This is a genomic window from Halomonas sp. TG39a (genome assembly GCF_000744395.1).
Classification (GTDB): Bacteria; Pseudomonadota; Gammaproteobacteria; order Pseudomonadales; family Halomonadaceae; genus Vreelandella; species Vreelandella ventosae_B.
Map to the genome: position 1 here is coordinate 572,789 of NZ_JQLV01000001.1, position 12,448 is coordinate 585,236.

The window sequence follows — 12,448 nt, forward strand, 5'->3', positions numbered from 1 at the left end:
ATGCAACTCTGATGCGCGAAGTTGTGTCATGGGTGCTGATTGGTAGTAGTATTTGCTACTTTTATGCGTCGTGCCCTTTCACGTTGCCTAATGAGGTTTTTATGTCCCAAGCCGATTCGCTGATTGAAATGCTAAAACGCCAGCTTCGCGCTCAGGGTAAAACCTATGCCGATGTTGCTCAGTGGTTGGCGCTGAGCGAGGCCTCGGTGAAGCGCCTGTTCGCTGAAAAGCACTTTACCTTGGCGCGGCTAGAGTGCATCTGTGATCAGCTTAATCTTGAGTTTGCTGAACTGGTGCAGGCCATGCAGGCAGAGGAGCAGCGTCTGCAGGAGCTGACCCAGGCCCAGGAGCAAAGCATTGTCGATGACCGAGAGCTGTTTCTGGTAGCTGTGTGCGTTATCAATGGCTATAGCTTCGACGAAATTCATCACCAGTACCAGCTAAGTGAACCGGAGTGTACCCGGCAGCTACTCAAGCTTGAGCGGCTTAAACTTATTGAGCTACTTCCCGGCAACCGCATCAGGCGGCGGGTAGCCGCCAATTTCCGCTGGCGGGCGGACGGGCCGATCCAACGCTTCTTTCAACAACATATTGCCAATGAGTTTTTCCGTTCCCGTTTTGATAGTGACCGTGAAAAGCTCGTAGTGCTCAATGGCCTGCTATCCCCAGCGGGTAATGCCGAATGGCAGCAGACCATGCAGCGCCTTGCTAAAGAGTTTCATTCCCTGTGTGAACGGGAAAGCGGGCTGCCTATTCACCAGCGATTTGGCACCACTTCAGTGCTGGCAGTAAGGCAGTGGCAGTATGGGCTGTTTCAGGATTACAAACGAGAAGGCTAAAGCGATGTGTCCCGAAATCGAGCGGCTTCTTGCTCCAACCACTCGATGAAGCGTGCCACCGCCGGTGGCGTTACGCCTTCAGAAGGCAGGATCAGTTCATAGGCAAACGGAGAAGCGAGCGGATAGCGTTCCGCAAATGGGCGCACCAATACCCCGCTGGCGAGCCGGTCGGCCACCAATGGGTAGCTGGCCAGTACCACGCCCTGCCCGGCAATAGCCTGATCGAGCGCCAAGCTGTAGAGCGAGTATTGACGTTGTTGGGGGATCTTTTTTATTGCCATCCCGGCGTTTTTAAACCAATCGTGCCAGCTTGGGATAGGGTGAACCGCATGGCTGCACCAATCCACGGTGAGCAGTGTCTGGGCCAGCAAGTCAGCGGGCTCGTGTATATTTTCCTGCGCTAACAGGGTGGGCGAGCAAACAGGAAAGAGGGTGTCTTCAAATAGACGCTGGCTGGTAACGCCGGGCCAAGGCCCCTGGCCATAGCGCAGCGATAAGCGCGCCCTATTGGGCATCCATAACGGCGGCGTTAAGCGCGCCTCGGCATCCAGGGAGATTTCTATTTGCCGCTCATTGGCTTCAAAACCGGGTAAACGGGGGAGTAGCCAAAGTTGTAGGAACGAGGGTGGCGCACTCAGTAGCAAGCGAAAAGCGTCTTCTGAGCGCTCGGTGACGTTCTGCACGCCGCTGGCGATGCGCAAAAGACCCGCTTGCACATCTTCAGCAAGCCCCCGGCCTGCTTCGGTTGCACACACGCCATTGGCGTGACGTTCAAACAGCACCACGCCCAAGTGATCCTCCAACTGTTTGACCTGTCGGCTAACGGCGCCAGGGGTAACCCCCAAACGATACGCGGCGGCTTTGAAGCTATTTTCTCGTACCGCTTCGGCAAACGCACGCAGTGCATTCAGCGGTAGTCTCTCAATTCTCATAGCATGAGTTTTCCTAAGCCTAGGCCCGACAAGTAATCGTTTGTATGCCGTTTCGCTTCCTGCTGCAATGAGCGCCTTAATGTTATAGGAGCTCACAGTGAATAATCAAAGGCTAGCCTCAAATGCCCATGTTGCAAGCAGGGTAGGGCGTTCGCAGCGAAAGTCTGTGGATGCTATGGGAGCATCGCTAATGCTACTGTTTTGTCTGGTGCTGGGGTTCCAGCAAGTGGCAATTAAAGGGGTGGCTGAGGATATCTCACCTGTGGTGCAGATAGCCCTGCGCTCAACCATCGCCGGTTGCCTGGTCGCGTTGCTCGCCTATTGGCGCGGCATTCGCTGGGTGGATGTGGGGCACCACTGGGGGCCTGGGTTACTTGTTGGGCTCGGGTTTGCTGCTGAGTTCGCTTTTGTCGCTTGGGGACTAACCTACACCTTGGCATCGCATATGTCGGTCTTTCTCTACACCGCGCCCATCTTCGCCGCGCTTGGACTGCATCTTTGGGTGCCTGGGGAGCAGCTCTCCACTCGTCAGTGGTGGGGCGTCGGTCTGGCCTTTCTGGGCATGGTGATTGCCATGGCGCCGAGCGGCTCCTATAGCACCGAGATTATCATCGGCGATGCGCTGGGTTTGCTCGCCGGGCTCTCTTGGGCGGCTACGACGGTGGTGATCCGCAAGACCTCACTTTCCGAGGCCCCCGCGGAGCTCACCCTGAGCTATCAACTGAGTGTGACAGCGCTGCTGCTACTGCCAGTGGCGGCGCTGTCGGGGCAGTTAATGAGCGCGCAGTTTACTTCCATGGCGGTTGCTAGCCTCGTTTTTCAGGCGCTGATTATTTCATTTGCTGCGCTGATGCTGTGGTTCACGCTGCTTCGCCGCTATCGCGCGTCCCAGTTGGGCGTGTTCTCTTTTCTAGGCCCGCTTTTCGGCGTGCTTTTTGGTACCCTGTTGCTCAATGAGCCGCTCAGTATCAATTTCGTGCTGGGTGGCGGCGTTATTTTGGCGGGTATTGTCTTGGTGACGCGCTAAGTGATCCGCTCTCCGTTGCGCTTACACCTCTTCCACAATGGTTACAGAAACAGCTATGAGCATCACTCCCTTCCAGGCGCTGGCCTGCCCATTAGATGGCGAACCGCTAAGTCGATCGGGCAACGCTTGGAGCTGCCCGGCCGGGCACAGTTTTGATATCGCTAAACAGGGGTACATTAACTTACTGCCGGTGCAGCAAAAGCGCTCCCATGACCCGGGCGATAGTAAGGCTATGGTAGCTGCTCGCCAGCGCTTTCTTGAGGCGGGGCACTACCAGCCCATTGCGGACGCCGTCAGTCGTGCAGTCTTGAACCACGCTGAGGTCCAAACGCTAAGCAGTGAGCCGTTTAGCTGCCTGGATGCAGGCTGTGGCGAAGGTTACTACCTGCGTCAATTAGCTCACGCTGCTGCCTCCTCACCATCACTTTCGCTGATGGGGCTGGATATTTCCAAGTGGGCGGTACTGGCTGCCGCCAAGCAGGATGCGAAACAGGCACCGCTAAGCAGTTGGGTGGTGGGCAGCAATGCGCACTTACCGGTGCAGGCGGGTGCGCTGGATAGCGTGCTGTGCATGTTTGGCTTTCCGGTAGTGGGCGAGTTTGCTCGGGTATTGAAAACTGGCGGTGTATGGCTACAAGTGGAGGCAGGGCCCGATCATTTGCGAGAGTTACGGGAGATTATCTACCCGACGTTAAAGCCTGAGCGTTCAAGCGAGGTAGAAACACCAGCGGGCTTTACGCACCATAGCAGCGAGAGAGTAAGCTACTCGCTAGCGCTAAATGGAAAAGAGGAAATTGCCGATCTGTTGGCGATGACGCCGCATCTTTACCGGGCCAGCGCTGAGGGGCGTGCTCGCGCAGCGGCACTTGATAGGCTGGAAGTGACGGTAGATGTGCGGGTAGTGCAGTGGCTGCGTACCTAGCCTGGGCTATGTCCAAAAGAATCTGCTAAAAGTAATATCTCTAAACGCAACAAAGCCCGCATGAGCGGGCTTTGTTATCCGAACCTTGGAAGGTTCGAGCAAATTCTAAAGCGCTATGTCTTGTTAGACCTAGGCTTAGGAAATTTGCTTGATGTTTGAAGCTTGAAGGCCTTTCTTGCCCTGGGTAACGTCAAAAGAAACGTTAGCACCTTCTTGCAGGGTTTTGAAGCCGTCTGCTTGAATTTCAGAGAAATGGGCAAACAGGTCATCGCCGCCGTCAGAAGGAGCAATAAAACCGAAGCCTTTAGTATCGTTGAACCACTTAACTGTGCCAGTAGACATAGTAAAAATCCTTTCGCGCAAAGCGCTTAGTAAAGTTCCTGGTATCACCCAGATTAATAGCGGATAAAACAAGGAATACAATTACAGTCTTGCCGAAAGATTTTGTACACGTCTATCTCGTACATTTCTAAATCTTTTTCGTACACTTCTGAAACCATGCTTGCTTGCTAACCAACTGTAGCTACAGTGTCATGAAATGTTGCGTATGTCAAAGCCTTTGTTGACTATCTTACCGTTGTGCCCACTAAACAGCCTCTATTGCCAGCCCACTTTCCACACGCTGTCATCTTTTAAGCTTTGCCACGGCAAAATGAGCTCGCGATGAGAGTACACAGCCTCAATCACGACCTCTACTAGGTTCTCTTCTTCATCGCGCAGCAGCTGGGTAACCATAAAGTGCTTCTCTTTATTGCTTGGCTGGGCAGCCGTCCATTTGCTTTGGTGTAGCTTGCGCGGGTTGATCGTATGCATTGACGCTCCTTGGGCAAAGATATCGCGTGTTAGCTGCCATTAGTGATTATGCACTGGCTATCGCACTTACTGTTGTACCCAATTTTCAATGCCAAGCTCTGCATTAAGGCTCTTTAGGATCTCGGTTCGTTCGCGACCGTTTTCAGAGTGACAGCCAGTATCGTGCTCAAGTACCGCTTGTGCGCCATCCTGATTAACCCAAGTCACTGTATAGTTTGGCAGGTCGGTGGCACGCGGTTCGCAATCAAGGGTTTGCTGCGTTGTTCCCATGTCGGGTTGCATGGCAGCTAGTCGCTCTTGCAGCGAACGAAAAATGGTCTCATTGCCTGCCTGAGTACGCTCACCTTCCACGGCCGTGTGGCGTTCACCTGTGTAGCGGGTCGTACCATCCGCCTCAACCGCAACGCTATAGACAGGGCAGGTGCCGTAGCAAGGGCCTACTTCATAACGGATTTCAGCCAGACTGTTTTCGCTGGTCGTGGCGGAATGTTGTGCGCAGCCTGCTGTCATCAATGCCAATGTGGATACCGTTAAACAGGTGAGAGAAAAACGCATGCGAAAACTCCTTTTCTTGTAAAGATAATCTGACTTGATACGTTAGCTGCAGAGGGCTTCGTTAGGGCTAACAATACCTCAATGCTTGAATGAGGGTATTTGGCTTTCCAGTGTATGTTAACGCCATCGGTGTCCATAAAGTAATCGCTAAATTAACAAGCATGCACAAGGCTGCGCATGCTTGGTACGTCTGCGCACTATAAAAAGCCACCGGGCCTGCCACATTGATGGGCTGTTTCTCCGGCTGTCTGCAGAGGAAGTGCGTACCGCATTGATTTATTACCGCCTCCTGTCTTATCGATATCGCTGTGCCACACTAATAGAATGAGACGTATAAATGGGGCACGTGCTGCTCACATTAGACCCGCTCACACATGCAAACCTATAGGGACTTAAATGACTCGCATATGGAAGGCCTATTGTCAGGCGTCGTTGATTTTACGCGTCACCATCGCACTGGTGTTGGGTGTTGTGGTCGGACTGGTGGGCGGGGAGCCGGTAGCGGTTTGGTTAGCGCCGTTAGGCGATTTGCTGCTACGGCTGCTCACTTTTCTGATTGTCCCGATTGTGCTGTTTACGCTAATGGTGGGGGTGAATCAGTCCCGCGAGGGCAGTGCGGGTCGCGTGGGCGGTAAGGTGTTCGGCTATTACCTTACCTCTTCGGCGCTGGCTATTATGGTGGGCTTAGCTGTTGCCACGCTGTTTAGCCCTGGCAGCGGTATGACGTTGGATGAGAGTGCCAGTTTCTCTGTGCCCGAGAATCCAGGCGTTGTCGATACGCTGCTGAATATAGTGCCGGATAATATTATTAGTGCGTTTGCCGAGCTCAACATGTTGGGCATTATTTTTACGGCGCTGGTGTTTGGCATCGCATTGCTAAAGATGCGCCAGTCGGAGCGGCAGCATGCCATGGGTGAACGCCTTTATGGCGTGATTGAAGCGCTAAACGAGGTCACTCTAAAAGTGATGTCAGGGGTATTGCACTACGTGCCCATCGGCGTGTTTGCGATTGTTGCCGAAACGGTGAGTCAGCAGGGGCTGGAAACGCTACTCTCACTAGGTGATATGGTGGTTGTGCTGTATATCGCCCTGGCAACTCAACTGCTGATTTATTGCGGCATCATGCGGCTGTTTAGCGTGAAGCTGCGCACCTTTTTTCGCGAAGCCCGTACGCCCATGGCCACGGCGTTTGCCACCCAAAGCAGCTCGGGTACGTTACCGCTAACGGTTAATGCTGCCCACCGCTTAGGAATTCCCAAAAGCATCTATGGTTTTAGTCTGCCGTTAGGGGCTACTTTAAATATGGATGGGGCGGCGATTCGTATCGCCATCTCGGCGGTGTTTGCCGCCAACGTGATTGGTGCACCGCTGGATTTCATTAGCATGGTGCAAATAGTGTTGATCGGCACGTTAGTGTCGGTGGGCACGGCAGGGGTGCCGGGGGCCGGAATCATCATGATCGCCACGGTGTTTGCCCAGGTGGGCCTACCAATTGAAACCGTCGCGTTGCTCACCGCTATCGATGCACTGGTAGGAATGGGGTGTACGGCGCTGAACGTGACAGGCGACTTGGTAGGCACCTCCGTGATAGCGCGTAGTGAAGGAGAGAAGTTGCAAGAGGAGTTTGTCGAAAAAGCACCAGCGACGGCAAAGGGGTAAATGCAGTAGGCCAATGACGACTATAAGGAGAGCCCATTTTGGATGATCGAGAGCTCGCTTACTTAACACGTGCCGTTGAGCTAGCCGAAGAGGCTCTTGACGCGGGTGATGAACCCTTTGGTAGCGTACTGGTAAGTGCCGCAGGTGATGTGTTGGCAGAAGATCGTAACCGCATTGCTGAAGGGGATTCTACTCAGCACCCTGAATTCTTCCTGGCGCGCTGGGCAGCGCAGCATATGACGCCGGCGGAGCGAGCAACGGCGACCGTTTATACGTCGGGTGAACACTGCCCTATGTGTGCCGCTGCCCACGGTTGGGTAGGACTTGGGCGTATTGTCTACGTCAGTTCATCTCAACAGCTGAGTCTCTGGCTGGCCGATTTGGGTGTGGCCCCGTCGCCAGTCGCGACCCTGCCTATTCAGCAGGTGGTGCCTGGGCTCAAGGTGGAAGGCCCGATAGCGGAGCTGGATGAGCGCGTTCATGCGTTGCATAAGCGGCGCCATGCCCGCCTATCGTGATGATATAAAAAAGCCGCCCAAGCGTTAACTTGGGCGGCATCGTTTTGACTATACGTGGCTCTTAAAAACCGGCTATTAAAACCTAGTGTTTCAATATTACATAAAACGCATGAATGATGCCCGGTACGAAGCCAAATAGCGTTAGAATGATATTCAGCCAGAAATGCCCTTTAAAACCGACCTCAAAAAATACGCCGAGTGGGGGAAGTATTACGGCAAAAATCATCTTGATTGGATCAGTCGCTGTAAACGCCATGAAGCCTCCTTTGCTTTCATTGGGGTAACTTGTACAAGTGTAGGCACGATCAATCTATTTATCCATGCCTTGGCTAATTCTCTACGACTAGCCGAGTAGACAATCGTTCAACTCCGCCATTTATTTCCGCTCTATGCTGTTTGGAAGGGATCCCGTGTTCAAAGCATCGTTAAAAAAAGTACCGTTAAAAGTCACCACCACGTCTTTTTGCTTGTTCAGCTGCCTTGGTGCAAGCCCAGGCTGGGCTCAAGAGAGTCCGACCGATAGCAATAGCTTGGCCACGCTGGAAGTGACGGCGCCTCGGCTATCGCGGGAGCTTTACGCGACGCCCGCTGCGGTTTCAACGCTTGACCACGAAGTGATTGCTCAGGGGCAGCAGCGTACACGACTGGATGAGGCGTTAGTTCGTGTGCCAGGGGTGTTCTTGCAGAATCGCGATAACTTCGCCCAAGGCCAGCGAATCTCCATTCGCGGCTTTGGCGCCCGGGCGCCGTTTGGGGTGCGCGGTATTACCGTGATGGTGGATGGTATTCCCTATACGCTGCCGGATGGCCAGGCGCAGCTAGATGCCATTGATCTGGACAGCGCCGAGCGCATCGAAGTGATTCGTGGGCCCTCTTCGGTGCTCTACGGCAACGCAGCAGGTGGGGTGATTGATATCACCACCGCCGATGGGCGTGATAATCCTGGCTCGAGTGTGCGTACCGAAGTGGGAAGCGATGGTTACCGTAAGGCGGTTGTGCAAACAGGGGGCGCCCAGGGGGATTGGTCGCACCATGTGAGCTTTTCAGCGCTCAATGTGGATGGCTATCGGGAGCAGAGCTCAACAGAGAAATACTTGCTGAATGCCAAGCTGCGCCGGGAGTTAGGCAGCGACCGGGCGTTAACCGCGATTATCAATCTACTGGACAATCCCCGCTCCGAAGACCCCGGCGCGCTGAACGCCGGTGAAGTGGCCAGTGGCCGTGATCAAGCGGCGCCGAACTCATTAGCGTTGGATGCAGGACAGAACGTAGATCAGCAGCTTATTGGCTTACAGTACGAGGATTTGTCCGCTGGCCCTGGCGAGCTGTATCTCAAAGGTTTTATCGCCCAGCGCGATTTTGAGCAGCAGCTGCCCTATGTGGGTGATAGCCGCATTGGCTATCAGCGTGATTACCTGGGCGCGAGCGCTGAGTATCACCATGAAGTCAGCCTGGGTAGCCTGCCGTTGAGCTATATCACCGGTGTTGATGTGGCCCGCCAAGACGATGAGCGCTTCCGCAACGATGTAAACGGCCAAGGTGTTGTCGGCGAGCAGTTGGCGGAAGAGACCCAAACGGCGACCTCCGCTGGGGTATTTGCCCAGGGCGATTTAGCGCTGACCGAGCAGGTAACGTTCTCGCTTGGCGCACGCTTTGACCGAGTGGAGCTAGAAGTAGATGATCGCTATCAGGACGATGGCGATCAAAGCGGTGACCAGACCTTCAATGAGTGGAGCGGTTCGGCGGGGTTAAGTTACCGTTATCGTCCGCAGCATCAAGCCTATATCAATACCGGTACGGCGTTTGAAACGCCGACGTTCTCCGAGTTTGCCAATCCGGCGGGCGGTGGTTTTAACCCGTCGGTGTCGCCGCAAAAAGCCTGGAACCGTGAGGTGGGTCTGCGGGGTTATATTGAGCCACTGGCGATGGATTACGATCTGGCGCTGTTTTCGGTACGCGTGCGCGATGAGCTGGTGCCTTATGATGACGGCGGTCGCACCTTCTACCAAAACGCAGGCGATACCGACCGCGACGGCATTGAGCTGGCGCTAGGCTGGCAGCTCGCCGACCAATGGCGGTTGGATAGCGCTCTTACGCTGGCGAGCTATGAGTTTGATCAATTTGCTACACCAACTGAAAGCTTTGGCGGGAATCGCATTCCTGGCCTGCCCGAGCAAACCTGGGTCAATCAACTCACTTGGCAGGGTCTGGATGAGCGCTTTGCCACGCTGGAAACCCAGTACGTAGGTGACTTGGTGGCGGACAACGCCAATGAGACAGAGGTGGATAGCTACTGGTTAGTAAACCTGCGGGTGGGGGATGGCTGGCAGTTAGGTAGCAATACGCGGTTGAATGCCTATGTCGGCGTGCGCAATCTGCTAGATGAAGAGCACTACGCCAATGTTCGCTTGAATGGCACTTATGGACGTTTCTATGAACCGGCCCCAGGGCGCAGTGTTTATGGCGGGCTAGAGGTACGTTTCTAAAAGCTTTATAAATAAAAACGGGCGGCGCTCATTTATGAGGCCGCCCGTTCTCGTTGGTGATGAGGCTAAGCTAACCGGTTACTCCGGTAGTGCGTAGCCAATCACGTAATCGCCCATCTTGGTACCAAAGGTACCGTGACCCCCCGCCGTAACGACCACATACTGGCGGCCATCCTGGCCCGTGTACGTCATCGGTGTGGCCTGACCACCTGCTGGCAGGCGCGCTTTATACAGCTCCTCACCGGTGGTGATATCGTATCCGCGCAGGTACTGATCCAGCGTGCCACTCAAGAACGAAACACCGCCTGCGGTGGTCAGCGGGCCGCCTAGCGCCGGAACGCCAACGTTCAAACCAATTGGCAGGTCAAACGGCATGCTATCGCGTGTGGTGCCATTGGGGTGTTTCCAGGTCACTTGGTTACTTTGCAGATCGATACCCGCCACATCGCCCCAGGAAGGCGCTTGGCAGGGCAGGCCGAGTACTGAAAGCAGCGGGCCGAGTTCAACAGCATAGGGTGCCCCTTCATTAACTTGTAGGCCTTGCTCACTGGCAGAGCCTTGGCCCTCTTCAACCTCTTCGCGGGGTACCAGCTTGGAAACGAACGCCAGGTATTTAGCCCCGGTGAAGAGCGCTTGGCGTTCGGGGTCAACTGCGACGCCACCCCAGTTCATCACACCCACGTTACCTGGATAAACGATGCTGCCTTCCAGTGAAGGTGGCGTGTACTGGCCTTCGTAGCGCAAAGAGTTGAACTGAATGCGGCACATCATTTGATCAAACGGGGAAGCGCCCCACATATCGCGCTCGGTGAGCGGCGGTGGTAGCAGGTTAAGCGCTGAACGCGGCTGTGTCTCGGCCGTCCAGTCGCCCTCCACAGCCCCTTGCGGAACCGGTACTTCTTCAATGGGTACAATCGGTTCGCCGGTTTCGCGGTTCAATACATACAGGCTGCCTTGCTTGGTCGGCTGAATAACCGCGGGCTGGGTGCCATTATTGGTGGCCAGGTCAATCAGTACCGGCTGCGCGGGTGTATCCATATCCCATAGATCGTGATGCACAAACTGGTAAACCCACTCAACCTGGCCATCTTCCAGGTCGAGTGCCACTAGACCTGCACTGTAGGTTTCATCGTTCTCAGTGCGGTCGGCGCCATACTGGTCAGGCGTAGCGTTACCCATGGGCAGGTAAACCAAGCCTAGCGCTTCATCAACGCTGATCGGTGCCCATACGTTGGGGGAGTTGCGCGTGTAGGTTTCGCCTTCTGGTAGCGGGTCGGTATTGTCTGGGTTGCCACTATCCCAGTTCCATACCAGCTCGCCGGTATGTACATCAAAGGCGCGGATAACGCCGGACGGCTCGTCGGTAGAGCTGTTGTCGGTGACATGTCCGCCTAGAATAATCAGGTTCTCAGTCACCGTAGCAGGGGAGGTGGAGTAGTACCCGCCTGGAGAAAACTCGCCAATATTGTTGGTGAGATCAATTTCACCGTTATTGCCAAAGCTGGCACACCGCTCACCGGTGTCAGCATTCAGCGCAATCAAGCGTGCATCTGCCGTGGGTAGGTACAGCCTGCGAGGGCACATGACGTCGGTCTCGCTGAGCATGGGTTGCTGCGGGGCGCCGTTTTCTTCTTCAACACCAAACAGCAGGGACAAGAAGGAGAGATCCAGACTGAAAATATCGCTGTCATCGAAGATGTCGAAAGAGAGAGCCGTTGCACTGCTCGGCGCAGCGTCACTGTTTGTTTCTTCTGCGCTATCGGTGGCAGCGTCGTTAGTGTCAGTAGAATAGTTTGCGGCGTCATAGTAGGCGAGGCCGCGGCAGGTCATATGCGCCCAGCCAGAAAAGTCATCCGCCCCCATAGTGCTGATTTCAGGATCAAACGCCCATAGGGTTTCTCCCGTTTCGGGAGACAGCGCCATCGCCCGGCTGTGCGAGGTACAGATATACAAACTGTCGTTCACTTTCAGCGGGGTATTCTGATTGGTGATTTCGGGGGGCGCATTGGGGCCCGCTTCGTCACCGGTTTGAATGCGCCATACCTCTTCAAGCTCGCCGATGTTTTCCGGAGTGATCTGATCGAGCGAAGAGTAGTGGGTGCCCGCATTGGTGCCGCCATAGGCGGGCCAGTCATCGCCTGCCACTTGGGCAGGGTTGACGCTATCGGCGGTGGCTGTCTCGCTATCTGCCAGCGACCCTTCGATAGTGCCAGGATCGTTAAACTGACTGGCAATGGCCACGATAACAGCGGCAGCAATGCTGCCAACAAGCGCCAGACTGCCGCCTTTTGAGCCTAGCGGCTTACGCCACCAGGGCAGGAGCAGCAGAATGCCGATTAAGCAGAGGATGGCGACGCGGGGCACTAACTGCCACCAGTCGAGGCCAACCTCCCACAGGGCCCACACCAAGGTGGCAAAAAGAATCAGCGCGTAGAGCCATAGAGCGGCGCCGCGACGCAGGGTAAATAAAACGCCGCAGGCAATAATACTAAGCCCGGCGATTAAGTAGTAGGCACTGCCGCCTACGCTGACGAGCTTGCTACCGCCAAAAGCGAGCGCCAAGCCGACAATAAGGAGTAGTAGGCCAACGATAATCGCTGGCCATTTACCGTGATCACGCGTGCTTTCTTCCATGAGGTGTCCCCTTGTTACAACCTACCGACAACGCGCTCTAACCCATCGACAGTGCCGATGGGT

12 protein-coding genes are annotated in these 12,448 nt (G+C 54.9%); 6 read left to right on the top strand and 6 right to left on the bottom strand.

What is annotated here, in order from left to right; all coding sequences use genetic code 11:
* Nucleotides 1-101: 101 nt before the first annotated feature.
* Nucleotides 102-839, top strand: a complete 738-nt coding sequence (locus U738_RS02575; protein ID WP_035583091.1) for a helix-turn-helix domain-containing protein — start codon at nucleotides 102-104, stop codon at nucleotides 837-839.
* On the opposite strand, the gene U738_RS02580 is transcribed toward U738_RS02575, so the two are convergent.
* Nucleotides 836-1,771, bottom strand: a complete 936-nt coding sequence (locus U738_RS02580; protein WP_035577025.1) for a LysR substrate-binding domain-containing protein — start codon at nucleotides 1,769-1,771, stop codon at nucleotides 836-838. The two genes, U738_RS02575 and U738_RS02580, sit on opposite strands and share 4 nt — an antisense overlap.
* A gap of 190 nt (nucleotides 1,772-1,961) precedes the next feature.
* Here U738_RS02580 and U738_RS02585 point away from each other — a divergent pair, with 190 nt between their 5' ends.
* A complete protein-coding gene (locus tag U738_RS02585) occupies nucleotides 1,962-2,798 on the top strand; it encodes a DMT family transporter (RefSeq protein ID WP_231896750.1) in 837 nt (278 codons plus the stop codon).
* Between the two features lie 55 nt (nucleotides 2,799-2,853).
* Nucleotides 2,854-3,720: a putative RNA methyltransferase gene (locus U738_RS02590; RefSeq protein ID WP_035577030.1), complete on the top strand. Its 867-nt coding sequence runs from the start codon at nucleotides 2,854-2,856 to the stop codon at nucleotides 3,718-3,720.
* Nucleotides 3,721-3,855: 135 nt separating this feature from the next.
* On the opposite strand, the gene U738_RS02595 is transcribed toward U738_RS02590, so the two are convergent.
* The 3 genes from U738_RS02595 to U738_RS02605 all read right to left on the bottom strand — a co-directional run bounded on the left by U738_RS02595 (nucleotide 3,856) and on the right by U738_RS02605 (nucleotide 5,088).
* Complete coding sequence (locus tag U738_RS02595; RefSeq protein ID WP_007111402.1) at nucleotides 3,856-4,062, bottom strand: cold-shock protein; 207 nt, start codon at nucleotides 4,060-4,062, stop codon at nucleotides 3,856-3,858.
* Between the two features lie 255 nt (nucleotides 4,063-4,317).
* The gene (locus U738_RS02600; protein ID WP_035577031.1) at nucleotides 4,318-4,533 is read right to left on the bottom strand and encodes a TIGR02450 family Trp-rich protein; all 216 of its coding nucleotides are present in this window, start codon (nucleotides 4,531-4,533) and stop codon (nucleotides 4,318-4,320) included.
* A 66-nt stretch (nucleotides 4,534-4,599) separates the two neighbouring features.
* Complete coding sequence (locus tag U738_RS02605; protein WP_035577033.1) at nucleotides 4,600-5,088, bottom strand: DUF6438 domain-containing protein; 489 nt, start codon at nucleotides 5,086-5,088, stop codon at nucleotides 4,600-4,602.
* Nucleotides 5,089-5,484: 396 nt separating this feature from the next.
* Here U738_RS02605 and U738_RS02610 point away from each other — a divergent pair, with 396 nt between their 5' ends.
* Both U738_RS02610 and U738_RS02615 read left to right on the top strand, forming a co-directional pair.
* Nucleotides 5,485-6,747: a dicarboxylate/amino acid:cation symporter gene (locus U738_RS02610; RefSeq protein ID WP_035577035.1), complete on the top strand. Its 1,263-nt coding sequence runs from the start codon at nucleotides 5,485-5,487 to the stop codon at nucleotides 6,745-6,747.
* Nucleotides 6,748-6,785: 38 nt separating this feature from the next.
* Entirely contained in the window at nucleotides 6,786-7,265 is a 480-nt protein-coding gene (locus tag U738_RS02615; RefSeq protein WP_327050248.1) for a nucleoside deaminase, read from the top strand.
* 82 nt (nucleotides 7,266-7,347) lie between these two features.
* On the opposite strand, the gene U738_RS22840 is transcribed toward U738_RS02615, so the two are convergent.
* Nucleotides 7,348-7,521, bottom strand: a complete 174-nt coding sequence (locus U738_RS22840; protein ID WP_009722289.1) for a YqaE/Pmp3 family membrane protein — start codon at nucleotides 7,519-7,521, stop codon at nucleotides 7,348-7,350.
* Nucleotides 7,522-7,732: 211 nt separating this feature from the next.
* Between U738_RS22840 and U738_RS02625 the strand changes: the two genes are divergently transcribed.
* On the top strand, nucleotides 7,733-9,751 hold the full coding sequence (locus U738_RS02625) for a TonB-dependent receptor family protein (protein WP_035583093.1): 2,019 nt from the start codon (nucleotides 7,733-7,735) through the stop codon (nucleotides 9,749-9,751).
* A 78-nt stretch (nucleotides 9,752-9,829) separates the two neighbouring features.
* Here the strand turns inward: U738_RS02625 and U738_RS02630 are convergent, their stop codons facing one another.
* Nucleotides 9,830-12,385, bottom strand: coding sequence for a glucose/quinate/shikimate family membrane-bound PQQ-dependent dehydrogenase (locus tag U738_RS02630; RefSeq protein ID WP_035577039.1), 2,556 nt, complete (start codon nucleotides 12,383-12,385; stop codon nucleotides 9,830-9,832).
* Nucleotides 12,386-12,448 lie beyond the last annotated feature (63 nt).